Raw genomic sequence first — 24,333 nt, 5'->3', positions numbered from 1 at the left:
ATGGTCGGCTCAGGCTACGCTCAACAGATGATTGTTTCCCAACGCGGGAGAAGGACGAGCACTGAGCGACAAGCCGTCCAAGCAAACGCCCAGCTTATCGTAAAAATCACGTAGCGTGCGAGCAACCTCGGCTTCGTGCTTTTTGGGCAAGGCTCGCAGTTGCCACTCTCCGCTCGCATCGAAAAAGCCGAGCTGATAATGAAACTCGAAAGTCAGGCCGTCTTCGGTGCTCAGTGTCAGCCACCAGCCCCAGAACTCACGCGCCTCCGGCTCCGCCTTGGCACTGACACAGACTGACAGGCAGTCGAAAAAATATTGTGATTCACTCGACTTCAGCTCCCGCAGATAGGGACCGATGGCGGTGAACTTGCGTACCAGTTTACGATGAGCAACCTTGTCTATGGTCATGAGCACCTCCCTGTTAACTTGCCTATATGTAACGTTTTTTTGGACGGGGGTAAAGGCCGCCCTTGGTCCTTGCCATAAAAAACGTCAGCACTGGGCGCCAAACCACGTAAAGGCGGCATCATCTGCTGCGAGAGCCAATAAAAAAGGCTCCGAGGAGCCTTTTTTTACGCTTTGTCCTGATCGCACAGCGGCGGAGCAAAAACTACCCCCATGTCCCAGGGCTGTTCTATCCAGGTATCCTGGCCAACGCGGACTTCAAAGTCATCCACCAGTGGCTCGCCTTTTGGCTTGGCGAACACGGTAATGAACCTGGCTTTGGGATACATCTCGCGGATGACTCTGGCGGTGTTGCCGGTGTCCACCAGATCGTCGATGATCAGAAAGCCTTCTCCATCGCCTTCGGCCTGTTTGAGCACTTGTAGATCAGAGCGCTGCTGATTGTGGTCGTAGCTGGAAATGCACAGGGTATCTACATGACGGATCCCCAGTTCCCGCGCCATGATGGCGGCCGGTACCAGACCACCACGACTAACGGCGATAATCCCTTTCCACTGACTGGCAGGCAACTGACGCTCGGCCAGCTTACGCGTTTCGCGCTGAAATGAGTCCCAGGTGACGACGAATTTGTTGGACATAAAAAGAACCTTTGGGTGTTAGCTTTCAAGACAAGATGGTCACCGCTGCTCACTGCCCTCTTTCAGACCACACCAGGATTCGGCCAGCCTCAGTCAAACAACGAGCAAACAATGGTCGCATTATAGAGATCCCTCCCATTCTTGACCAGAGTTACAGCTTTTTATTGCAATGTCCTTGCTTAGCCATTACTTGAACAGCAGACCCGCCCGCAGCCCTCATGGACCGGTATTCCTCCTTGATATGGTTAATGGATGGATAACGACACCGCATGAGCGGTAAGCTGTCGGCTTGCTTCCGTTGATATCTGAACCTTTGATATATAAACAAGGTATGCCATGACCCCGATTAGCCAGCTTTCCCCTCGCCTGCTGTGGCAATTTTTCGACACCCTGTGCAGCATTCCCCATCCGTCCGGTCACGAGGCTGCACTTCGCCAGTGGATAGCCGACTGGGCTGTTGAACGCGGGCTCGACGTAATGCAGGACGCCGTCGGCAATCTGATAATCCGAAAGGCCGCCAGCGCGGGCATGGAAAAACGTAAAGGGGTGATATTGCAGGCCCACATGGACATGGTGCCTCAGGCAAATGCCGATACCGACCACAACTTCACGACGGATCCGATACAGCCTTATATCGATGGCGACTGGGTGCGCGCCCGTGGCACCACCCTGGGTGCTGATAACGGCATCGGTCTGTCCGCCTGTATGGCGGTGCTGGCCGATGACAAGGTTCAGCACGGCCCGCTGGAAGTGCTGCTGACCATCGACGAAGAAAGCGGTATGACCGGCGCCTTTGGCTTGGCGCCGGGACTGTTGCAGGGCGATATTCTGCTCAACACCGACTCAGAACAGGACGGTGATGTCTACATGGGCTGTGCCGGCGGGGTGGACGCCAATATCACCCTGCCCTATGAGGCAGAGCCAGTACCGGCCGGACATCAAGCCCTGCGCCTGACCATCACGGGTCTGCGTGGCGGCCATTCCGGCATCAACATTCATCAGGGCCGGGCCAGCGCCAACAAGCTGCTGGCCGAGCTGCTGATGGATATCAGTCAGCATGCGGAGCTCCGACTGAGCGAACTCGACGGCGGGACCCTGCGCAATGCCATCGCACGGGAGGCCTCGGCACTGCTGACGCTCCCTGCCGACGCGATGGATACCCTGTCTGCGTTACTCGAACGGCGCCAACAGCAATACCGGTGCGAGTTTGCCGGAATAGATGATTTCATCAGGCTTGAGCTGGCCCCGGCCACGATGCCCGCACGGGTCATGAGCACATCTCTGCAACAGCGACTGAGTGACGCCCTGCTCGCCTGCCCTCATGGGGTCATGGAAATGAGCCGCAGCATGGACGGCGTGGTGCAGAGCTCTACCAACCTCGGGGTGATCGGTACCCGGCCTGAGCATATTCATGTGCAATGTCTGATCCGCTCGCTCAACGATGAGGGCCGAAACCGGGTCGCCGAAATGACGGCAGCCGTGTTTCGCCTGGCCGGCGCCCGATGCAACTTCGACGGCGCCTATCCCGGCTGGCAGCCGGATCCGGACTCTGCCGTGATGCAGTTGCTGCTGGATACTCACAAGGAGCTGTTTGACGTTCTGCCCGAGGTCAAGGTGATCCACGCCGGTCTGGAGTGCGGCCTGTTCAAGGCAGTCTACCCCGGGTGGGACATGGTCTCTTTCGGGCCAACGATTCAGGGCGCCCACTCACCGGACGAACGGGTTCACATAGAAGCGGTGTCCCGCTTCTGGCAGTTACTGGTGCGAGTACTGAAGCAGATACCTGAACGGTAACTACGTGAGGAGATAGGCGTGAGGAGATATTTGTCTTGCCCCTCACGCCTCACGATTTAAAGCGTCAGCAACCGACTGTCGGACACCGTATCAGGTATTCAAGAGGCGTAATTTGGCTTATGCTTTCGGGCAGAATTCAACGGAGGTATACGCCATGAAAAGCGCCCCTTTTTACCTGCTACTGACCTTGCTGGCCACGCCGGCGATGGCCGGTAATATCTTCAGTGGCATCATCGACTTTGGTCGCGATGTACTGGACGAAACCCGCAAGCTGGCACCCGGTATTCAGAACGACAAACGCAATGAAGCGCCAAGCCGTGTTGCAGCAACGGCGCCGGATGACGGCCGTGACAGCCCGGCGCTGGACGGTTCGGCAACCAACAATGCCACCGTGGTCATAGCGCCACCGCTTGCCGCTTCGCAGCCTGCACCGCCTTCCACCAACCATGGCTGGCAGTTCGTTGAAGAAGATCACCTGAACGGCAATAACCCATGACACAAAAAAGGATATAATTGTGCGCAATTCTGACGACAGATCCTGCCACTGAGAAGCTACTGCCTGGTTTTATATTCTATTTCAATGTGTTAAGGTAGTTAGACATCAAAGCTTAATAAGGAGCCCAAGATGAAAACACCTTCTATTGCCCTTTTTCTCGCCCTGAGTGCCGGATATCTCGGGGCCGCCTCTGCCGATACCATCCTGAACAAGCCCCCGCAAAGCGGCAAAGAAACTCCGGAAAAAACCACCGCCACCGGTGCCGATAACGCCTCATCAGTGCACGATCAGGACTGAGAGCTCTACCAGTCAAACCCCAGTTGTTCTCCCCCGTCCTGACGCTCCTGCTCCTCGTGACAGAGCTCGACACTCACCCCCACCAGTCGAACCCCTCGTCCACGCGCTCGCTCCCAGGCTTCGACACACAGTCGTTCGGCCAGAGCCTGTTGTGGCAACTCGCAACGGCGCGACAGGGTGGTCTGGGTAAAGTCCTCGAATTTCAGCTTGATGCACATCCCCTTGATGGCGCGACCGGCCAGACGTCGTATCAGCTCGGGCCATAACCGCAGTAATACCTGTACCCCCTGCTCCGGCTGATGAATATCGGTCACCAGTGTAGTTTCGACCCCCACCGACTTTCTTACCCGCTCGGTCTGCACTTCCCGCTCGTCGATACCCTGGCCACGCTGCCATAACAGCCGGCCGAACTTGCCAAAACGACGAGCCAGCTCCGCCTCGCCGATCTCAAGCAGCTGACTGCAATGCTCCAGCCCCAGGGCGGAGAGCTTTTCCGCCGTCTTGCGCCCCACCCCGGGCAACTTGGCCAGCGGCAACTGACGGACAAAATCGGCCACCGCCGCGGGCGGCAGCACGAAGAGCCCGTCCGGCTTGTTTTCTTCCGAAGCGATTTTGGCCAGAAACTTGTTTGGTGCCACCCCGGCCGAGGCGGTCAGTTGTAGCTCGTCATTGATGGCCCGGCGAATATCTTCGGCTATCAGGGTGGCACTGCCGCCAAACCAGGGGCTGTCGCTCACATCCAGATAGGCTTCATCCAGTGACAAGGGCTCGACCAGCTCGGTATAGCGATGAAAGATCTCCCGGATCTGCTGTGATACCGCCTTGTATTCGGCCATGTTGCCCGGGATCAGCAATAGCTGCGGGCAGCGTTGCAGCGCCTGATGGCTGGCCATGGCCGAGCGAATGCCGTAAGCCCGGGCCGGGTAGTTACAGGTGGCGATAACTCCGCGCCGGCTGGCGCTGCCGCCGATGGCCAGCGGAATGTCCCGCCACTCGGGATGATCTCGCATCTCTACCGCGGCAAAGAAGCAGTCCATATCGACATGAATGATTTTTCGCATAAGGACAAAGCAGGGATTGGGGAATAGGGAATAGGAAATAGGGAATAGGGAATAGGGACTCGAACACGGCGCCCCCAGTCCCTAATCACCAGTCCCCAATCCCGGGGGGTTAGATGATGCGGTTTTCTCCCAGCATCTGTCTGCGAGCTTCTTCCTTGGCCATTTTCTTCTTTCGGCTTTCGCAAGGATCCGGGCAGTCACAGGCTTTTTCTATGCCTACACCACCCAGGCCGCCACAGGAGCCGGCAATGGTCTTTCGCTGCACGATATAGCCGATGGCCATGGCGAAAATCACCATGGCAAAGACTGCGAAGGTAATCAGAAAATACAGCATATCAACCTCTTGAATACTTCTTGAAGGCGCTGGTCATGTCCACTCTGAAGCCATCTTCCGTCTTGGTCAGCAGATACACCGCCAGCCGGTGTTGCTCGGCAAACGCCAGTGCCTGCTCAGGCCCCATGACCGTCAGCGCGGTCGCCAATCCATCGGCGATCATACAGGATGGATGAATCACTGTCACCGACGCCAGCTGATGGGTAATGGGCTGGCCGGTCTTCGGGTTGACGGTATGAGACAACCGTCGCCCGTCCAGTTCGTAGTAGTTTCGATAGTCGCCAGAGGTCGCCACGCTGCTGTTGCCCACCGCAATCACCTGTTGCACCGAGCCGGTACCGGGTCCCGGTTTTTCCACCGCTATGGTCCAGGACTGACCGTGACTATTGAGACCACTGAGCCGCACCTCGCCTCCGATTTCCACCAAGTGATCGGTCACCCCCTCTTCACTCAGGTACTCGGACACCATGTCCACCCCGAAGCCCTTGGCGATGGACGACAGGTCAACGTAAAGCTCGGGCAGCTGCTTGTACAGATACTCCGCCTCACTGTCGATGCCCACCCGCAGGTACTGCAGTCCGGTACGAGCACGGGTCTCGGCCAGCAGCTGCAGACTGGGTATCCGGCTCGGCCTGGCGTCGGGACCGAAGCCCCACAGGTTGACCAGCGGACCGACGGTGACGTCCAGCACACCGTCAGTCATTCGTCCCAGCTGCAACGCCGCCGTCACCACGCGGGCTGTGTCGGCAGACACAGGAAAAGGGTCCGGCCCCTGATGCCGGTTGAAGCGGCTCAGCTCCGAGTCTTCCCGGTAGGTCGACATCTGATCGTTAAGCTGTTCCAGACGGCGATCGATTTCCGTCTGCAGCGCATGGGCCCGGGATTCATCGACATCCACTACCTTGATGGAGTAGTAGGTGCCCATGGTGTTCCCGGTCAGATGCTGTTGTGAATGTTCGACCACCGCCGGTTTACAGGCGACCAATAAAAAGGCCAGCCCCAGGGGGGCCAGCCATTTGATTACATAAGAACTCATCAGTGTTTAACCACCAAAGTCATCCAGCAGAATGTTGTCTTCTTCCACACCCAAATCCTTGAGCATGTTGATGACGGCAGCGTTCATCACAGGCGGACCACACATGTAGTATTCACAGTCTTCGGGCGCGTCGTGATCCCGCAGATAGTTTTCATACAGCACGTTATGGATAAAGCCGGTGTGGCCGGTCCAGTTGTCTTCCGGCAGCGCGTCACTCAGTGCAACATGCCACTTGAAGTTATCACACTGTTCCTGCAGACCGTCGAAGTCTTCCACGTAGAACATTTCACGACGTGAACGAGCACCGTACCAGAAGCTGATCTTGCGCTTGGAGTTCAGGCGCTTGAGCTGGTCGAAGATGTGCGAACGCATCGGCGCCATACCGGCACCACCGCCGATAAATACCATCTCGGCGTCGGTGTCCTTGGCGAAGAACTCGCCAAAGGGACCGGAAATGGTGGCCTTGTCACCCGGCTTCAGGGACCAGATGTAGGAAGACATCTTGCCCGGAGGCGCGCTCCAGTTACGTGGCGGCGGGGTCGCAATCCGCACGTTGAGCATGATGATGCCTTCTTCTTCCGGATAGTTGGCCATGGAGTAGGCGCGGATGGTTTCCTCGTCTACCTTGGACTCCAGCTCGAAGATCTTGAACTTGTCCCAGTCTTCCCGGTATTCCTCGGGCACATCGAAGTCTTTGTACTGGATGTGGTGAGCCGGCGCTTCAATCTGAATATAACCACCGGCACGGAAAGGCACGCTTTCGCCGTTGGGGATCTTCAGCTTCAGTTCCTTGATGAAGGTGGCCTTGTTATCGTTGGAGATAACTTCACAGTCCCACTTCTTGATACCGAATACTTCTTCCGGCAGCTCGATATTCATGTCCTGCTTGACGTTGACCTGACAAGACAGACGCTCGCCCTCACGGGCCTCGCGCTTGGAGATGTGATCCTGTTCGGTCGGCAGTATTTCACCGCCCCCCTCCAGGATGCGCACCCGACACTGACCACAGGTACCGCCGCCGCCACAGGCAGAAGAGACGAAGATGCCGTTGGCCGCCAGGGCGCCCAGCAGCTTGCCGCTGGCACCCGTGGTGATCGCCTTGTCGGGATCGCCGTTGATGCTGATAGTCACATCCCCTTCCGCGACCAGCTTGGACTTGGCAAACAGGATAATGCTTACCAGGACCAGCACGATCACGGTGAACATGACCACGCCTAGAATGATTTCCATCGATTATTCCTTTTCTATCACTGGGTTTACAGGGATATGCCAGAGAAAGACATGAAGCCAAGCGCCATCAGACCGGCAGAGACAAAGGTGATCCCCAAGCCACGCAGACCGTCAGGTACATCTGAATACTTCATTTTCTCACGCAGACCGGCCAGCAAGACGATTGCCAGCATCCAGCCAATACCGGAGCCAAAGCCGTACACGATGGACTCGGCGAAGTTGTAGTCCCGCTGCACCATGAACGACACACCACCGAAGATGGCGCAGTTCACGGTAATCAACGGCAGGAAGATACCCAGCGCGTTGTAAAGTGCAGGAAAAAACTTGTCCAGCAGCATCTCCAGGATCTGAACCAGAGCCGCAATTACCCCGATAAAGGTAATGAAGTTCAGGAAGCTCAGATCAACCCCTTCGGCCAGGGCGCCGTCTTTCAGGATGAAGTTGTAGATCAGGTTATTGACCGGTACCGCAATGGTCAGTACCACTACAACCGCTACACCCAGACCGAACGAGGTCTTGACCTTCTTGGACACCGCCAGGAAGGTACACATCCCCAGGAAGAAGGCCAGAGCCAGGTTTTCGATGAAGACGGCACGAACAAACAAACTCAGAAAATGTTCCATCTATTACTCCTTCGCCTCCACCTGTTCCGGACGCATGGTACGCAGTACCCAGATAATGCCACCGATGATGAAGAAGGCGCTTGGGGGCAACAGCAGCAGGCCGTTGGCCTGATACCAGCCACCGTTCTTGATCAGCGGCAGTATTTCGATGCCGAACCAGGTGCCGGAACCGAACAGTTCACGGATGGTCGCCACCACCAGCAGGATCAGGCCGTAGCCCAGGCCGTTACCGATGCCGTCCAGGAAGGACATCATGGGCGGGCTCTTCATGGCATAGGCTTCGGCACGACCCATTACGATACAGTTGGTGATGATCAAACCAACAAATACCGACAGCTGCTTGGATATTTCGTAGGCATAGGCCTTGAGGATCTGATCCACCACGATAACCAGAGAGGCGATAATCGCCATCTGGGCGATAATTCGCACCGAGTTGGGGATCTGATTGCGCACCAGCGAGATAAACAGGTTCGAGAAAGCCGTTACCGCGATTACCGCCAGTGACATCACGAATGCGGTCTGCATCTGTGAAGTAACCGCCAGTGCGGAACAGATGCCCAGCACCTGCAACGCAATGGGGTTATTGCCGATGATAGGTCCGAACAGAACCTTTTTCATTTCAGCTTTATCAGCCATTGTTCAGCTCTCCTTTACGAACCTTCGCCAGGAAAGGACCGAAGCCTTGCTCACCCAGCCAGAATTCAAAGGTGTGTTGCACGCCGTTGGAGGTCAGGGTAGCGCCAGACAGGCCATCTACACTGGAAGGAGCACCTTCGGGCGCGCCACCTTTCACCACTTTCAGGGCCGGCTTGCCGTTTTCATCAAACAGCTTCTTGCCGACAAACTGGGCACGCCAGTTCGGGTTTTCCACCTCACCGCCGAGTCCGGGCGTTTCACCCTGCTCGTAGTAGGTAATGCCCTTGATGGTGTTGCCATCGGGTGCAACGGCGACGAAGGCGTACATGGTAGACCAGAGGCCCTGACCATGAATGGGCAGTATTATGCTGTCCAGGTTGCCGTCTTCATCTTTGGCCATGTATACCGGCACCAGATTGGCGCGGCGACGAATGCTCGCCGGATCGTCACTCTGACTCAGCTTGACGCTGGTCGCGGGATCCTTGGCGGCATTGCGCTGGTTGTAGCCTTGTACCGATTTGTCCGAGAACTCACCGGTAGCCAGGTTCAACAAGCGGGCATCGATGAAGCGTTCGTAGTTTTCGGCCACATTGGCACGACCCAGACCCGCCACGTCGACGATATTGGTCTGTACGTCCAGGGCCTGGTTACGCTGCTGGGTCGGTTTCAGCAAAACTGCTGCACCGGATACCACCACAGAACACACCAGACACAAGACGCCGATTACGGCAAAGGTTCTGCCGACAGATTCTTTCTTAGCCACGAGCCAGTCTCCGTTTGATGTTAGCCTGCACCACGAAGTGGTCAAACAAGGGAGCGAACAGGTTGGCGAACAGGATGGCCAGCATCATGCCTTCGGGGAAGGCCGGGTTGACCACTCGGATCAAGACCACCATGACGCCGATCAGGGCGCCGTACCACCATTTACCTTTATTGGTAAAGGAAGCGGATACCGGGTCGGTTGCCATAAACATCATGCCGAAGGCAAAGCCGCCCACCACCAGGTGCCAGTACCAGGGCATGCTGAACATGGCGTTGGTATCGGAGCCGAGGAAGTTGAACAGGGTTGCGGTGGCAATCATGCCGATCATCACGCCCGCCACGATACGCCAGGAGGCAATACCCATGTAGATGATGAAGAGGCCGCCCAGCAGAATCGCCAGGGTAGACACTTCACCAATCGAGCCCTGAATGTTACCGATAAAGGCATCCATCCAGCTGATCATGGAACCGGTGTTGGCATCCATCAGCGCCGCCTGACCACCAGAAGCCCACTGGCCCAGAGCGGTAGCGCCGGAGAAGCCGTCAACGGCGGTCCAGACGGTGTCACCTGAAATCTCGGCCGGATAGGCGAAGAACAGGAAAGCACGACCGGCCAAAGCCGGGTTGAGGAAGTTTTTACCGGTGCCGCCGAAGATTTCCTTGGCCATCACCACGCCGAAGGTAATACCCAGCGCCGCCTGCCACAGGGGCAGAGTCGAGGGCACAATCAGCGCGAACAGCACAGAGGTCACGAAGAAGCCTTCGTTCACTTCATGCTTGCGTACGGTGGCGAACAGCACTTCCCAGAAACCACCGACGATGAACACCGTCAGGTAGATAGGCAGGAAGTAAGTCGCGCCCAGCAGCATCTTGCTGCCCCAGCCGGCACCGTCACCCAGGGTTGCACCCAGGCTCTGTGCCAGACCATAACGCCAGTTACCGTCGATGACCGACGCCAGATCAGCCGGGCTGTACATGTTCATCAGGGCATTGATGGTCTGCCCGCCTGAGTTGTACATACCGAAGAACATGGCCGGAAAGGTCGCCATCCACACCATGATCATGATGCGCTTCAGATCGATACTGTCGCGCACATGAGAGGCGTTGCGGGTAACCATGCCCGGGGTATAGAGCACGGTGGCAACCGCTTCATACAGGGCGTAAAACTTCTCGTATTTTCCACCCGGCTCGAAATGGTGCTCGAGCTTTTCCAGAGTGTGTTTCAAGCTCATTACTTAGCCCTCTAGCTCAATCGTGGTCAGACACTTGCGCAAGGCCTGGCCATAATCGTATTTGCCCGGACACACATAGGTACACAGTGCCAGATCTTCTTCATCCAGCTCCATGCAGCCCATGGTCTGGGCGCTTTCGGTATCGTTGGACAACAGATCACGCAGCAACAGAGTCGGCAGAATATCCAGCGGCATAATGCGCTCATAGTTACCGATGGGTACCATTGCACGGGCAGAGCCGTTGGTGGTGGTGGTCAGGTCGAACAGCTTACCCTTGGTCAAATGACTCAGGTAGGCGCGGGTCACAGAGAATTTATTGGCACCCGGCGCAAGCCAGCCCAGAAATTCTTTTTCGCGACCTTCGGCCAGTACCGATATCTGCAGGTGATAACGACCCAGATAGGCATGAGGACCATTGGCAGTGGTGCCGTACAGCACAGAACCGGAAATAACACGGTTCTCACCATCCTGCAGCTCACCGGTGGTCAGTTCGCTCACAGAAGCACCGATGCGGGTACGCAGCAGACGAGGCTTCTGTACCACGGGGCCACCCAAGGCGACAACGCGATCGGTAAACAGCTCACCGGTGGTGAACAGTTTGCCGAAGGCAATCACATCCTGGTAGTTGATATACCAGACCACCTTACCGGGCACGATAGGATCGATAAAGTGAATGTGGGTGCCTGGCAGACCGGCTGGATGCACGCCACCGAACACCTGTTCGGTGATGTTACCAGCCTGAGCCTGAGGCAGGCTGCCTTCGCCCTTACAGACATGCACCTGACCTTCGGTCAACCGGCTCAACACCTGCAGACCATCGGTAAATGCCTGGGCATTTTCCTTGATGATCAACTCGGCGTTCGCGCTCAATGGATTGGAGTCCATGGCGGTGACGAAGATGGAGCGTGGGGTAGAACCGATAGCCGGCACCTTGCTGAAGGGGCGGGTGCGCAGCGCCGTCCACAGGCCGGATTCAACCAGCTGTTCGCGAACGGTATCAGGTTCCAGTTTGGAAAGTTCAGCAGAAGCGTATTTTGAAAAAGTAATCTGATCTTCGCTGTCATCGACCGCAATCACGACTGATTGCAGTACGCGTTTGGCGCCACGGTTGATTTCAACCACGGTGCCGCCGGCAGGAGCTGTGAACTTAACGCCCGGGTTCTTCTTGTCTTCGAAGATCACCTGACCTTTTTTGACACGATCCTCTACCTTGACGTGCATGGTAGGGCGCATGCCCACAAACTCCTCGCCCAGCGTAGCAACACGTTTGATGGCAGGACCATCGTAGATTACTTGCTCTGGGGTCCCGGAAATCGGGAGGTCCAGTCCTTTTTTAATTGTAATCATACTCACTTGCACTACTTGTTAGGGGAAGACAGGTACTTGCCATGTCAGACATGACAACATGCTGATGAGTCGCTACCGGTCTGCCTCTATCGTGTTGAAACAGCATGACTACAGTCCGGTAACATCCAGCCCGATATAAAAGGCGCATAATTCTAGCACTTTTAACGCGGCGGCTGCCATGGCAATTACCAAAATTTACCGTCTCTTTCGGTAAAGCCAGGTTGTTCAAAGTTTCGCCAAAAAAAATAAGACCATGATATTCGGTTATTTTTATGCCTGGCACTCATGGCAACCACATGGTGTTCACGACTCAAGGTGTAACAAAACGCTCAATGGCGGATAACATCCGTGTCAGGCCGACACGCCACCCTTACCGCGACAGGCGGGGCTGTCGAGCACACTCTGGCGCGTCTGCCACTCGGCGGGGGTCAGGGTATGCAGCGCCAGGGCATGCACGCCGCCGGCCAGTTCGTCGGCCAGCAGCGTATTCAGGGCCCGGTGCCGGGCCAGCAGCCGCTGACCTTCGAACTGCTCGCTGACCACCACCAGCTTGAAGTGGGTCTCGGAGCCCGGTGCCACCCGGTGCATGTAGCTTTCGTTGATCACTTCCAGATGCACAGGCGTCAGTGCCGCCTGCACCTTGCTTTCGATAAGGCTCTGTATCGACATAAGGAACTCCTGAGTAAATGACAATAACGCAAAAATCGTGAGGGTAATCCCCCTCACTCCTCTACACCAAGTACCGAAAGGTCAGGTTGATGCGTGCCGTGTCTGCGGCCCCGATTCTGGGCAAGGCATGCTGCCAATGATGCTGCATTTCGCCCGCCATCACCAGCAGACTGCCATGGCTCAGCTGCAGCTGGCGGCGCTCGCCGTTTCGGTGATGTAACAGGAAGCGCCGCGTCGCGCCCAGGCTGACCGAGGCAATGACCGGGTTTGGCCCCAGCTCGGGCTCGTTGTCTGCATGCCAGCCCATGCTGTCCCGGCCATGACGGTACAGGTTGAGCAAGACGCCGTTGAAAGGCTGCTCACAGATACCCTGCACCTGCTGTCGAATCTCGTTCACCAGCGGATGCCAGGCTTCGGGTTCACGGGTCTTGCCGGAATAACGGTAGGCCGCCTCCCCCATCCAGCAAGACAGCCGGGGTTCGTCGTGTTCACGCCCAAACAATGTCAGCCGGTGCTGCTGCCAGGGGATCTCGGCCTGCAGCTGCCCGAACCAGGCGTCCGCCTCAGGCTGGAAGGCATCCGGCCACCACAGCAGCCGACCCTGAGGCAGGGATATCCATTGGGGCGGTTCGACCCACAGCTCCATACTGCTTTCCTCTATTAGCTGCTAAAATGCCTCTTTTTTCTGTCGGGCCATCGCATCATGAATCACCACCTTCCCCTACCCCAGGGTGGCGAGCTGCAGCTGCAGCGCTACCCTCGCTCTGTTCAGCACAGCCTGCAAGCCTGGGATGCGGCCGATGAATATATCATAACCGAGCTGATGACTCGGGAGTGGGACCAGAGCGCTCCCCTGCTGATCCTCAACGACGGTTTCGGCGCCCTCACCCTGGCGCTGCATCACCACAGCCCCTGCAGCTTCACCGACTCGCGCGTCTCCGAGCTGGCGCTGGCCGCCAACGCCCGGGACAACAGCCTCGAGCCGGGCTGGCAGCCGCTGAACAGCCTGTCCGACTGGCCAGGTTCTGACGAACAGGCGCCGGGGCTGGTGCTAATGAAGCTGCCCAAGACCAACGCCATGCTGGAATATCAGCTGGCCGTCCTGAGTCGGGTAATGGGGCCGCAGACCCTTCTTATAGCAGGCGCCAAGGCCAGAGACATTCACAGCTCGACTCTTAAACTGTTCGAGCACTATATCGGCCCAACCCATACCAGCCTGGCCAGAAAAAAGGCCCGGCTGATCTTCTGCCGGCCGGACTCGGACAAGCGCCCGACGCCACTACCCGCCCCCCTGTCGTGGCCGCTGGAAGGCACCGATTTTACCATTCACAACCATGCTAACGTGTTTTCTCGCGCCAGCCTCGATATCGGCGCCCGCTTCATGCTTGAGCACCTGCCCGCCAACTACCCGGGACGAATCATCGATCTGGGCTGCGGCAACGGGGTATTGGGGCTGATGGCCCTGGCGCGCAACCCCGAAGCACAGGTCACCTTCGTGGACGAGTCTTATATGGCCATGGCCAGCGCCCGCCTCAACGTGAGCGAAAACCTGCCCGAGGCCGAGTCCCGAGCCCGCTTCATGGTCAATAACTGTCTCGACGGCGTGGCCGCCGACAGCGCCGATCTGATACTGTGCAACCCGCCGTTTCACCAGCAACAGGCCATTACCGACCATATCGCCTGGCAAATGTTTGTCGATGCCAAACGGGTACTTCGCCACGGCGGCCACTTGCTGCTGGTAGCCAACCGTCATCTTGATTACCATCAGAAGCTGAAGCGTCTGTTCGGTAATCAACGGGTGGTGGCATCCAACCGCAAATTCGTTATTCTCAAAGCCACTAAACTCTGAATTAAAGGATTTTTTCATGAAATTAATCAAATGGTTAATGACCGGCATGTTGGCCCTGAGCCTGACTGCCTGCGCCAGCTACTATCCCATCGCGGTTGATGTCAGCCCCACGGTACAGACCAATGGCGGCGTTTACCGGGGTCAGCCGGTGTCGCTCAGCAGCCAGGACGGCCGCAAGAACGACTACATCATTCAGATAGAGCAAAAAGGCAAGGCCCCGGTCGTGGTGGGCGCCAGCAACAACCTCAAGGTACAGATGGAACAGGCGCTGGCTCAGGGCCTGAGCACCCAGGGCGCCTTTATCGAGAACGGCGCCCGCACCCAGGTAGAACTGGAACTGCAGGAAGTGCTGGCCCGGGTGATCCGCGGTCACATCAGCTACGACGTGGTGCAACAGCTGCGCATACAGCTGACCCTGAAGCGCGATGGCCGCACCATCACCAAACAGTATCGCCGCAGCGCCCAGGCCGAGTTTCCCGGTCGTCTGCATCCGGAGCTGGACAAGGTAAAAGAAGCCTTGAACGAACAGCTGTCGCTACTGATGCAGGACATGCTGGCCGACCGCGACGTACAGCAATTTATCGGGGGTAACTAAATGAAGCGTTTTATCTTGCTGGCCGCCGGGCTGTTGATGGCCGGCTCTGCGCTGGCCGGCCCCCGCGTCGAGCTGGTCACCAACCTGGGCACGCTGGAAGTCGAGCTGAACGACACCGCCGCGCCCGCCTCCGTGGCCAATTTTCTGCGCTATGTGGATGACGGCAGCTATAACAACAGTATTTTTCACCGGCTGATCCCGGGCTTTGTGGTTCAGGGCGGTGGCTTCAATACCGACCATGAATCCTTGCCGACCTACGCCCCCGTGATCAACGAGTCCGGCAATGGCCTGTCGAACCTGACCGGCACCATCGCCATGGCCCGCACCCAGGATCCCGACAGCGCCACCCGCCAGTTTTATATCAACCTCAGCGACAACCATTCACTCGATGGCGGCCGCAAAGCCGGTTACACCGTGTTTGGCAAGGTGATAAACGGCGAGCAGGTGCTGCAGAAGATGGCGCAGGTCCCTACCGGCATGAACCTCAAGCTGCGGGCGCGGGACGTGCCGGAGCAGGACATAATATTGCAACAGGTTCGCCGACTGGATGACGCCGGAGCGGCGCATTAACGTCTTGAGTAAAGGCAGATGGACACAGCAACTGGCGCTCTATGCCGAGCGCCGGGTGCTGACCCTGTGTGCCTTGGGCTTTTCTTCCGGCCTACCGCTGCTGCTGGTGTTCGGCACCCTGTCGTTCTGGCTGCGAGAAGCCGGCGTCAGCCGCACCAGCATCGGTTTTTTCAGCTGGGTTGCCCTGGCCTACGGGGTAAAGTGGCTCTGGTCGCCGCTGGTCGATCGCCTGCCCCTGCCCTGGTTGTCACGCCGCATGGGGCGTCGCCGCAGCTGGATGCTGTTGTCTCAGCTGATCATCATGGCGGCGCTGGCCGGCATGGCTTATTCCGATCCGACCACCCAGATGGTTAATCTGGCGCTCTTTGCACTGGCCGTGGCCTTCGCCTCGGCAACGCAAGACATTGTCATCGATGCCTATCGCATCGAGTCCGCGCCGGAACGGCTGCAGGGGGCTCTGGCCGCCGCCTACATGACCGGCTACCGACTGGCGATGATCATGGCCGGCGCCGGTGCCCTGGCCATTGCCGCCTGGGCCGGTTCCGATCTGGGTTACGACCCCGTCGGCTGGCAAGCCGCCTACCTGTGCATGATGGGTTTTATGCTGGTGGGGGTGATCACCTGCCTGCTGCTGCACGAGCCCGAGGTCGACTTGCGCCAGCAACAGCAGGAGCAGGCCGACCATCGCCGGCAACTGATAGACAGAGGCTACCCTCGTTTTCTGGCCGGCCTGATGGCCTTTTTCGCCAGTGCCGTGGTGGCGCCCTTTGCCGAGTTCTTTCATCGCTTCGGCCGACAGGCGCTGGTGATACTGGCGTTGATCGCCTGTTACCGGGTGTCGGATGTGGTGATGGGCGTCATGGCCAATCCCTTCTATGTGGACATGGGCTTCAGCAAGTCGCAGATTGCCACCGTGACCAAGGTGTACGGGGTCATCATGACCCTGGTGGGTGCGGCTGTGGGTGGCATCATGGTCAGTCGTTTCGGCACCCTGCGCATCCTGATGCTGGGGGCGGTACTAGCGGCAGGCACCAACCTGATGTTTGCGCTGATGAGTCAGATGGGCCCGGATGTGCGGCTGCTTACGCTGATCATCTCGCTGGACAACCTCAGTGCCGGTATCGCCACCGCCGCCTTTATCACCTATCTGTCCAGCCTGACCAACGTAGCTTTTTCCGCCACCCAGTATGCGCTGTTCAGCTCGGTGATGATGCTGCTGCCCAAGTTTCTGGCCGGCTTCTCGGGCATGGCGGTGGACGCCTACGGCTATGCGACCTTCTTTGTCGGCTCCGCCGCCATCGGCCTGCCGGTGCTGTGGTTGATCAGAAAGGTGGGGAAAACAGCGCCCAGCGCCCAACAAAACCTATAAGACCAACATACTGCACGGATGTAGGCGATGCTTCAGCTTCGCAATGTGGCGTAGCCACATCCCTGCTCTATTCATCGTACAGGGATGAACCTGTGCATGGGATCCGGCGTTGCCGGATTTCGCGGCTAAAGCACGCGACTACATTCGTGCTATATGCCAGTATTCGTGCCGGGCGCCGAATGCTCGGCGCTATTCAATCAATCGCGGAAGTTGTTGAACTGCAGCGGCTGCTCTTGCTCGCCCTGGCGCAGCAGTGCCATCACCTGCTGCAGATCGTCACGCTTCTTGCCGGTAACCCGCAGCTGCTCACCCTGAATGGACGCCTGCACCTTGATTTTACTGTCCTTGATCTGCTTGACCAGCTTCTTGGCGAGAGCGCTGTCGATTCCCTGCATGAAACCCAGCTCCTGAATATGACGCTTGCCCGAGCGCACTATGCTACCCGGATCCAGCACCCGGGTGTCGATGCCCCGCTTGATCAAGGCCCCCCGCAGCATATCCCGCATCTGCTGCAGCTGAAACTCCGCATCGGCACTCAGTTTCACCTTCTCGTCTTTCAGTTCGAAGCTGGCTTCGACCCCGCGAAAATCGAAACGAGTATCCAGCTCCCGATTGGCGTTTTCCACCGCGTTGCGCACTTCATTCATCTCAACTTCAGACACAATATCAAAAGACGGCATCCTGACTCCTTTAAACGGTTTTGTTAACCGGTAGCGACAAAAAAACACACTGGTAACAACGACGCTTCACGGCTAACGTATAGGCTCAAACAAAGAGTAATAATAACAAAATTCAGGGGATAGAGTGATGACGGAATGGACCATTCTCGGGGCTGGCGCCCTGGGTTGTGTAATGGCAGGTCTGCTGCGCCAGCGAGGCGAGCGGGTCAGCTTCATGTTGTCGGCGCGTCACCGCGGCCATTTTCATCCCAGCCTGGACCTGATCACCCTCAGTGGTCGCCATGAGCTGATCCAGAGCCAGCCCCGCTTTCCCGAGCAGGCCCGGCAGGTGGAGTGTCTACTGGTATTCACCAAGGCCTATCAGGTGCTGGAAGCATTAAAAGGGCTGCAAGGGCTGCCGACCACTACGCCCATCATTCTGTTTCATAATGGCCTGGGCGTGGCAGAGCAGGTACAGGAACTGTTTCCCCACAACCCGCTGATTGCCGGCGTCAGCAGCCACGGTGCCATGAAAGAAGGCGACTGGCTGGTGCGTCATACCGGCAAGGGCGAAACCTGGCTGGGGCCGCAGAATGAAGCCGCCAAATCCTGGGCTCATCTGGTCAAGCCGCTGGCGGCGGCGCTGGGGCATGCAGAGTGGAGTAACGACATTACGCTACACCAGCGGCGCAAGTTGGCCATTAATGCGGTGATCAACCCGCTGACCGCCTGCAACAATATCTACAACGGCCAGCTGCTGGAGCCCCGCTATGCCGATGTGCTGGAACAACTGAGTGAAGAGGTGTTTCAGGTCATGGCGAACCTCGGCGACACCGAGGAGCAAAAAGATTTCCGCCGACGTCTGCAGCAGGTGATTGAACTCACCGCTACTAATTATTCGTCCATGCACCAGGATCTTATCCACGGCCGAAAAACCGAGAATGAATACATCACCGGTTATATCCTGGCCCATGCGGGCACACAGCCGGTACCGGTCAGCAGCCAGCTTTATCAGGAAATAAAACGTCGGGGCGGATAAGACGAGGGAGTGTGAGGGGTGAGACAATTGAACCAACAGAAACCCCACCCCCCACCCTCCCCTTGCGTTGCACCCCACGGCTCTTCTATTGATGCAGCGTTAAAGGGGAGGGAGAAAAACGGCACCGGATTCAAAAATCGGCGTCGTTCTGCTCCTCCCCCTAAACAGTGGGGAAACAGGCAACACAGCGGGGTGTCGCCAGGGGGAGGCTGGGTGGGGTGTCAGCGTTTTCTGTTTTACTTACAACTTATAGCTTACCGCTTTAAGCTGCTGTTAAGGCTTGTACACCTTGACGTTATCGAAGCCCTGCTCCTTGAGATGGATAGCCTGCAAACGGCTCATGACCCCACGGGCGCAATACAACAGATAGGTCTTGTCCGAATCCAGCTCGGTAAACTGGCTCGACAGCTTGAAAAACGGCATGGTAACGACTTTATGACCGGGTACTGTCAGCGGCGCCTCTTCTTCTTCTTCCGGAGAGCGAATGTCGAGGATCACCTCGGCCAGATCCTCACCCTGGCTGAACTCCACTTCCGGCAATTCCCACTTCTGTTCCAACTTGCGCACGTCTTCCACAAAGGCGGCCTGAATGGCCGTGTCGAGCACGGCAAAATCGAAGTTGGTTTCTTCATGCTCCACCTTGCCCAGCTTCGCCTTGATGGTGGGGCTCTGAGAAATAACACCGCAATATTCCGGCATTTTTTCGGCATAGGTGGCGGTGCCAATCTTGCGGGCAATATCGATGATATCCTGCTTGTCGGCGGCAATCAGCGGTCGCAGTATCAGGGTATCGGTAACCCGGTCGATCACGTTGAGGTTGGTGACCGTCTGGCTGGACACCTGGCCCATGGACTCACCGGTGACCAAGGCGTTGATCGCCAGCTTCTCGGCCACGGCGGCACCAGCGCGCATCATCATCCGCTTCAGCACTACGCCCATATGGCCGTTATCGACCTTCTCCAGTATTTCGCCGACCACTTCCTCGAAGGGAACCGAGATAAACTTGACCCGGTGCGATGAGCCGAATTTCTTCCACAGGTAGTACACCACCTCGCGTACGCCCGCCTCGTGCTCCGCTCCACCGAGGTTGAAGAAGCAGTAATGGACCCGGCTGCCGCGCTTGATGAACTGATAGGACGAGACCCCGGAGTCGTAACCGCCGGACATCAGGCTGAGCACGCTTTCCTGGGTGGCGATAGGGTAGCCCCCCAGGCCCGCATGCTGCTGGCTGATCAGATAGAGGCGTTCGCCGTCCAGCTCCAGGTTGACCTGAATATCCGGATTTTTCAGCTTCACCCCACCGGTTTCGCAACGCTGATTCAGGCCGCCACCCACGTAACGCTCCACATCCAGCGAGCTGAACGACTGCTGACCACGGCGCTTGGCGCGCACGCAGAAGGTCTTGCCGGCCAGCTGGTCACCAAACATCTCCTGAGTCAGGGTCAGGATCTCGTCCAGTGACTCAACTTTATGCTCCACCACTTCCAGAAACGACTGAATACCCGGAATACAGGCCAATAACTCGATCAGGGCCAGACGGTGAGATTCGGTAAAAATATTGGTACGTACGATCAACTTGTCCCAGTCGGACCGGATCTTGATGTTTTCATCCAGAGGCTTGAGCACATTACGAATATTGCTCTGCAAGATCTTGCTCATGCGCTGGCGCACCGACTTGCTCTTGATGGTGATTTCTGGATGCAGCTTGATAATAAATTTCATAAATTCGGTACGCCTAGGACAACAAAAAAAATAAGACAACAAAAAACAAAGCCCGGCATTATACACAACAATGGCGGGACTTTGCTCAAATAATGACGGCTGCCAGGAGGTGAGGCGGGAAGAGTAAGGCGTGAGGTGGAAAACAGCTGCATCCAGAAATCCCCGTGTTCAGTGTGGTTTTTCCCCCTAACGCCTCACTTATCCCATGTTTTACCGAGGCACGACCGGCGGTCAACCAAGTCTATATGTTTCGCCAAAAGCGGGATGGCAATGGTACTATTGCCCCCCATTTTGCCGCCTAATTACAGAGGATGCCCGTGGCTACCAAAAAACCTGAAAATATGGATTTTGAAAGCGCCCTCGCAGAACTGGAAAATCTGGTAAACCAGCTGGAAGAGGGTGACTTGAGCCTGGAACAGTCGCTCAAGTCCTTCGAACGGGGCATTCAACTGGTGCGCGCCGGCCAGCAACGGCTGACTCAGGCCGAACAGCAAGTACAGGTACTGCTGCAGGATGATGAACAGCTGGTGGCCTTTACTTCTGGTCAGGAGGAGCGCTGAGGTGGGGTTTATTCAATTGCAGCAGCACTACCATGAGCGTATAGAGCGAGTACTCATCACGGCCATCTCCGGCCTCGACCACCTGGCCCCCGAGCTTAAAGCCGCCATGGAGTACGGCCTGCTGCAGGGCGGTAAAAGAGTGCGCCCCATGCTGGTGTATGCCAGTGGCGAAGTACTGGGACAGGCAAATGCCACGGCGCTGGACGCCGCCGCCGCCGCAGTGGAATGCATTCACGCCTATTCGCTGATCCACGACGATCTGCCGGCCATGGATAACGACGACCTGCGCCGGGGCAAGCCCACGGTGCATAAAGCCTTTGACGAGGCCACCGCCATTCTGGCCGGTGACGCCCTGCAGGCGCTGGCCTTCGAGCTGATCAGCCGGCATCAGAACGGCCTGAGTGCCGAACGCCAGTTGCGCATGGTGCAGGAGCTGGCCCGAGCCAGCGGCTATAACGGCATGTGCGGCGGCCAGGCGCTGGATATCCAGTGCGAAGGCAAAGCCATAGACCGCGACACCCTGGAAAGTTTGCACCGTCACAAGACAGGGGCACTCATCCGCGCCGCCGTCCGTCTGGGTGCGCTCTGTGCCGAGAACATGGAGGAAGCGCACCTGACCGCGCTCAGCCGTTATGCCGAGGCCATCGGCCTGGCGTTTCAGGTGCAGGACGATATTCTGGATATCACCGCCGACACCCAGACCCTGGGCAAAACCCAGGGCAAGGATCTGGTGCAGCAAAAAAGCACCTACCCGGCCCTGCTCGGCCTCGACGGCGCCCGTGGGCTTGCGGACGAATTACTACAGCAAGCGTTGTCGGCGCTGACTGATATCTCCCATCCTACTCAAACACTGGAAGCATTCGCTCATTACATCGTGAAACGCGATTACTAGGGCGAGGACAATAATAAGCTTATGAGTCTGAATATTGCCGATTACCCGACCCTGGCGCTGGCCAACCTGCCCGATGAGCTGCGCAGCCTGCCCAAGGAGCGACTGCCCGCCCTGTGCGACGAGCTGAGATCCTATCTGCTGCACTCGGTAAGCCGCAGCAGCGGCCATCTGGCCTCCGGCCTCGGTGTGGTAGAGCTGACCGTGGCCCTGCACTACGTCTATAACACCCCCTTCGACCGCCTGGTGTGGGATGTGGGCCATCAGGCCTATCCGCACAAGATCCTCACCGGTCGGCGCGAACGCATGGCCAGCATCCGTCAGTATCAGGGGCTGCATCCCTTTCCCTGGCGGGACGAGAGCGAATACGACACCCTGAGTGTCGGTCACTCCAGCACCAGCATAGGGGCGGCGCTCGGCATGGCCATCGCCGCCGACCAGGAGCAGCAAGGCCGCAAGGTGGCCGCTATTATCGGTGATGGTGCCATTACCGCCGGCATGGCGTTCGAAGCCCTGAACCACGCCGGCGACATTCACAAAGACATGCTGGTGATCCTCAACGACAACGAGATGTCTATCTCGGAAAATGTCGGCGCACTCAACAATCACCTGGCGCGGATCATGTCCGGCTCCCTGTACAGCAGCCTGCGCGAAGGCGGCAAGAAGGCGCTGGAAATACTACCACCGCTGAAGGAGCTGGCCCGTCGCACCGAAGAGCACCTCAAGGGCATGGTCATTCCCGGCACCTTGTTTGAAGAATTCGGCTTCAATTACGTCGGCCCCATCGACGGCCACGACATCAATACTCTGGTCGAGACCCTGCGCAACATGCGCAAGCTCAAGGGCCCGCAATTTCTGCATATCATGACCCGCAAGGGCAAGGGCTATCTGCCAGCCGAGCAGGATCCCATCGGCTACCACGGTGTACCCAAATTTGATCCGGCCGAAAGCGTGCTGCCGAAGGCCCCCTCCTCCGGCCCCAGCTATTCCGCCATTTTCGGTAACTGGCTGTGTGACATGGCCAAAGCCTGCCCGCAGTTGATGGCCATTACCCCGGCCATGCGCGAAGGCTCCGGGCTGGTGCGTTTTTCGCGGGAATTTCCCAAACGCTATTTCGATGTGGCCATCGCCGAACAACACGCGGTGACCCTGGCTGCGGGCATGGCCATCGAAGGCAGAAAGCCGGTGGTGGCCATTTACTCCACCTTCCTGCAGCGAGCCTACGATCAGCTGATCCACGACGTCGCCTTGCAGAACCTGGACGTGCTGTTCGCCATCGACAGGGCCGGCATCGTCGGTGCCGACGGCCCCACCCATCAGGGTGCCTACGATCTGAGCTTTATGCGCACGATTCCCAACATGGTGATCATGACGCCGGCGGACGAAAATGAATGTCGGCAGATGCTCTACACCGGTTACCAGCATCAGGGACCAGCGGCGGTGCGTTACCCGCGCGGCAACGGCAGCGGTGCCGAGATCCAGAAGCAGATGACTGCACTTGAACTAGGCAAGGGCCGGACGATTCGTACGGGCAGCAAAGTCGCCATGCTGAACTTTGGCACCCTGCTGGCTGAGGCTGAAGCGGCCGCCGAGCAACTGGACGCCACCCTGGTGGACATGCGCTTCGTGAAGCCGCTGGATGAAGCCCTGCTGTTGTCATTGCAGGCCGATCACGAGCTGCTGGTAACGGTAGAAGAGAACGCCATCATGGGCGGCGCCGGCTCGGCAGTAGTTGAGTGCCTGATGCGCCACAAGAAGCTGGTGCCGGTACTGAACCTGGGCCTGCCCGATGTATTTGTCGAACAGGGCAGCCAGCAGCAGATACTGGCCAAGCTGGGCCTGGATGCCAACGGCATGGTGAAGTCCATCCGGGAATATCAGCAGCGCTGAGTTTCAACATACGTCACTCCGGAAAAATACATGCGTCATTCCGGCCTTGAGCCGGAATCTTCCTGCATAGCACTCCAGACCAAAAAGCGAAGCAATCGGCTTCGCTTTTTTGTTTGCCCAGAGAAGCTGGCAAGCGAACAAAGGCCTGCTACGCAGGCTCCGTCGGCTAAAGCGACGGCTACAGACATGCTGTTTATAAACCGGGGCCCTTCATTACCAGTGGCAAGCCTGCCGCAGTAAAAATAACCCGCTGGCAGCTCGCAGCCACAGCCTGGTGCAAGAAGCCGCTTTCATCGACAAAGCGGCGCGAAAGTTCGCCCAAGGGTACTATGCCCATGCCGACTTCATTACTCACGATAATCAGCTCGCCGTTAAAACTTTCCAGCGCGTTTAAAAAATCCTGCCGCTGTTGTGGCTAGTTGCCTTGATGCAGACAGTTGCTCAGCCACAGGGTGAGGCAATCTATCATTACCGCATCGTAATCCTGCAGCTCAGCCAGTGCTTCAGCAAGAGCGATAGGCGCCTCTATGGTGTGCCACTACATAGACGACGCCAACAGGCGACTCCCTGGCATCAAGGAGGATGAAGGGATCTGCTCCGCCGACCCTCCGCGCCAGGGAGGGCGCGGCGG

26 protein-coding genes and 1 pseudogene are annotated in these 24,333 nt (G+C 57.6%); 11 read left to right on the top strand and 16 right to left on the bottom strand.

All coding sequences use genetic code 11. The features are described from left to right. Positions 1–9: 9 nt before the first annotated feature. Both crl and gpt read right to left on the bottom strand, forming a co-directional pair. Entirely contained in the window at positions 10–408 is a 399-nt protein-coding gene (crl, locus tag UN63_RS10245; RefSeq protein ID WP_104486665.1) for a sigma factor-binding protein Crl, read from the bottom strand. Positions 409–572: 164 nt separating this feature from the next. Beyond that, on the bottom strand, positions 573–1,043 hold the full coding sequence (gene gpt / locus UN63_RS10240; RefSeq protein ID WP_104486664.1) for a xanthine phosphoribosyltransferase: 471 nt from the start codon (positions 1,041–1,043) through the stop codon (positions 573–575). A gap of 336 nt (positions 1,044–1,379) precedes the next feature. Between gpt and UN63_RS10235 the strand changes: the two genes are divergently transcribed. The 3 genes from UN63_RS10235 (at position 1,380) to UN63_RS17085 (ending at position 3,630) form a co-directional block, all read left to right on the top strand. After that, on the top strand, positions 1,380–2,837 hold the full coding sequence (locus UN63_RS10235; protein ID WP_104486663.1) for an aminoacyl-histidine dipeptidase: 1,458 nt from the start codon (positions 1,380–1,382) through the stop codon (positions 2,835–2,837). A gap of 154 nt (positions 2,838–2,991) precedes the next feature. Then, positions 2,992–3,333: a hypothetical protein gene (locus UN63_RS10230; RefSeq protein ID WP_104486662.1), complete on the top strand. Its 342-nt coding sequence runs from the start codon at positions 2,992–2,994 to the stop codon at positions 3,331–3,333. Positions 3,334–3,462: 129 nt separating this feature from the next. Then, positions 3,463–3,630 (top strand): hypothetical protein, encoded by a 168-nt coding sequence (locus tag UN63_RS17085; protein WP_181068225.1) that lies wholly within the window; start codon positions 3,463–3,465, stop codon positions 3,628–3,630. Between the two features lie 5 nt (positions 3,631–3,635). Here the strand turns inward: UN63_RS17085 and dinB are convergent, their stop codons facing one another. From dinB to UN63_RS10175, 11 genes are all read right to left on the bottom strand, one after another. Further along, positions 3,636–4,691 carry a DNA polymerase IV gene (dinB, locus tag UN63_RS10225; RefSeq protein ID WP_104486661.1) on the bottom strand — a complete coding sequence of 352 codons (1,056 nt, stop codon included), beginning with the start codon at positions 4,689–4,691 and terminating at the stop codon, positions 3,636–3,638. Between the two features lie 109 nt (positions 4,692–4,800). Further along, a complete protein-coding gene (gene nqrM, locus UN63_RS10220) occupies positions 4,801–5,025 on the bottom strand; it encodes a (Na+)-NQR maturation NqrM (protein WP_104486660.1) in 225 nt (74 codons plus the stop codon). A 1-nt stretch (position 5,026) separates the two neighbouring features. Beyond that, a complete protein-coding gene (locus UN63_RS10215) occupies positions 5,027–6,061 on the bottom strand; it encodes an FAD:protein FMN transferase (protein ID WP_104486659.1) in 1,035 nt (344 codons plus the stop codon). A gap of 6 nt (positions 6,062–6,067) precedes the next feature. Next, positions 6,068–7,291 (bottom strand): NADH:ubiquinone reductase (Na(+)-transporting) subunit F, encoded by a 1,224-nt coding sequence (nqrF, locus tag UN63_RS10210; RefSeq protein ID WP_104486658.1) that lies wholly within the window; start codon positions 7,289–7,291, stop codon positions 6,068–6,070. 26 nt (positions 7,292–7,317) lie between these two features. Further along, the gene (gene nqrE, locus UN63_RS10205; RefSeq protein ID WP_104486657.1) at positions 7,318–7,914 is read right to left on the bottom strand and encodes an NADH:ubiquinone reductase (Na(+)-transporting) subunit E; all 597 of its coding nucleotides are present in this window, start codon (positions 7,912–7,914) and stop codon (positions 7,318–7,320) included. Positions 7,915–7,917: 3 nt separating this feature from the next. After that, a complete protein-coding gene (locus tag UN63_RS10200) occupies positions 7,918–8,550 on the bottom strand; it encodes an NADH:ubiquinone reductase (Na(+)-transporting) subunit D (protein ID WP_104486656.1) in 633 nt (210 codons plus the stop codon). Further along, on the bottom strand, positions 8,543–9,313 hold the full coding sequence (locus tag UN63_RS10195) for a Na(+)-translocating NADH-quinone reductase subunit C (RefSeq protein WP_104486655.1): 771 nt from the start codon (positions 9,311–9,313) through the stop codon (positions 8,543–8,545). Before UN63_RS10195 ends, UN63_RS10200 begins: the two co-directional genes overlap by 8 nt. Then, positions 9,306–10,544, bottom strand: coding sequence for an NADH:ubiquinone reductase (Na(+)-transporting) subunit B (locus tag UN63_RS10190; protein WP_104486654.1), 1,239 nt, complete (start codon positions 10,542–10,544; stop codon positions 9,306–9,308). Before UN63_RS10190 ends, UN63_RS10195 begins: the two co-directional genes overlap by 8 nt. Positions 10,545–10,547: 3 nt before the next feature. Beyond that, a complete protein-coding gene (locus UN63_RS10185; protein WP_104486653.1) occupies positions 10,548–11,891 on the bottom strand; it encodes a Na(+)-translocating NADH-quinone reductase subunit A in 1,344 nt (447 codons plus the stop codon). A gap of 351 nt (positions 11,892–12,242) precedes the next feature. Continuing rightward, the gene (locus UN63_RS10180; protein WP_104486652.1) at positions 12,243–12,560 is read right to left on the bottom strand and encodes a BolA family protein; all 318 of its coding nucleotides are present in this window, start codon (positions 12,558–12,560) and stop codon (positions 12,243–12,245) included. Positions 12,561–12,621: 61 nt separating this feature from the next. Further along, on the bottom strand, positions 12,622–13,206 hold the full coding sequence (locus tag UN63_RS10175; protein WP_104486651.1) for an alpha-ketoglutarate-dependent dioxygenase AlkB family protein: 585 nt from the start codon (positions 13,204–13,206) through the stop codon (positions 12,622–12,624). Between the two features lie 57 nt (positions 13,207–13,263). On the opposite strand from UN63_RS10175, the gene UN63_RS10170 reads away from it, so the two are divergent. From UN63_RS10170 to UN63_RS10155, 4 genes are read left to right on the top strand one after another with little or no spacing between them, the layout of a single operon-like run. Next, positions 13,264–14,409 carry a methyltransferase gene (locus UN63_RS10170; RefSeq protein ID WP_104486650.1) on the top strand — a complete coding sequence of 382 codons (1,146 nt, stop codon included), beginning with the start codon at positions 13,264–13,266 and terminating at the stop codon, positions 14,407–14,409. Between the two features lie 16 nt (positions 14,410–14,425). Further along, complete coding sequence (locus UN63_RS10165) at positions 14,426–15,004, top strand: YajG family lipoprotein (protein ID WP_104486649.1); 579 nt, start codon at positions 14,426–14,428, stop codon at positions 15,002–15,004. Continuing rightward, positions 15,005–15,574, top strand: coding sequence for a peptidylprolyl isomerase (locus tag UN63_RS10160; RefSeq protein ID WP_104486648.1), 570 nt, complete (start codon positions 15,005–15,007; stop codon positions 15,572–15,574). Further along, a complete protein-coding gene (locus tag UN63_RS10155) occupies positions 15,570–16,943 on the top strand; it encodes an AmpG family muropeptide MFS transporter (RefSeq protein WP_425320322.1) in 1,374 nt (457 codons plus the stop codon). The genes UN63_RS10160 and UN63_RS10155 overlap by 5 nt, the downstream gene beginning before the upstream one ends. A gap of 197 nt (positions 16,944–17,140) precedes the next feature. Here UN63_RS10155 and UN63_RS10150 read toward each other — a convergent pair whose 3' ends face one another. Beyond that, entirely contained in the window at positions 17,141–17,623 is a 483-nt protein-coding gene (locus UN63_RS10150) for a YajQ family cyclic di-GMP-binding protein (protein WP_104486646.1), read from the bottom strand. A gap of 127 nt (positions 17,624–17,750) precedes the next feature. Between UN63_RS10150 and UN63_RS10145 the strand changes: the two genes are divergently transcribed. Then, entirely contained in the window at positions 17,751–18,641 is an 891-nt protein-coding gene (locus UN63_RS10145) for a ketopantoate reductase family protein (protein ID WP_104486645.1), read from the top strand. Between the two features lie 273 nt (positions 18,642–18,914). Here UN63_RS10145 and thiI read toward each other — a convergent pair whose 3' ends face one another. Further along, on the bottom strand, positions 18,915–20,363 hold the full coding sequence (gene thiI / locus UN63_RS10140; protein ID WP_104486644.1) for a tRNA uracil 4-sulfurtransferase ThiI: 1,449 nt from the start codon (positions 20,361–20,363) through the stop codon (positions 18,915–18,917). Positions 20,364–20,680: 317 nt separating this feature from the next. Between thiI and xseB the strand changes: the two genes are divergently transcribed. The 3 genes from xseB to dxs are packed head-to-tail and all read left to right on the top strand — an operon-like array spanning position 20,681 to position 23,702. Further along, the gene (xseB, locus tag UN63_RS10135) at positions 20,681–20,923 is read left to right on the top strand and encodes an exodeoxyribonuclease VII small subunit (protein WP_181068224.1); all 243 of its coding nucleotides are present in this window, start codon (positions 20,681–20,683) and stop codon (positions 20,921–20,923) included. Position 20,924: 1 nt separating this feature from the next. Then, on the top strand, positions 20,925–21,815 hold the full coding sequence (gene ispA / locus UN63_RS10130) for a (2E,6E)-farnesyl diphosphate synthase (RefSeq protein WP_229793569.1): 891 nt from the start codon (positions 20,925–20,927) through the stop codon (positions 21,813–21,815). Positions 21,816–21,836: 21 nt separating this feature from the next. After that, positions 21,837–23,702 (top strand): 1-deoxy-D-xylulose-5-phosphate synthase, encoded by a 1,866-nt coding sequence (gene dxs / locus UN63_RS10125; RefSeq protein ID WP_104486641.1) that lies wholly within the window; start codon positions 21,837–21,839, stop codon positions 23,700–23,702. 193 nt (positions 23,703–23,895) lie between these two features. On the opposite strand, the pseudogene UN63_RS17475 reads toward dxs, so the two are convergent. Beyond that, positions 23,896–24,231 (bottom strand): annotated as a pseudogene (locus UN63_RS17475) (bifunctional adenosylcobinamide kinase/adenosylcobinamide-phosphate guanylyltransferase). Positions 24,232–24,333: the final 102 nt, after the last annotated feature.

This window comes from Oceanisphaera arctica, from assembly GCF_002936955.1.
In the GTDB taxonomy this organism is placed as follows: Bacteria; Pseudomonadota; Gammaproteobacteria; order Enterobacterales; family Aeromonadaceae; genus Oceanimonas; species Oceanimonas arctica.
Note: the sequence above shows the minus strand (reverse complement) of the source record. Positions and strands in the feature narration are given on the sequence as shown.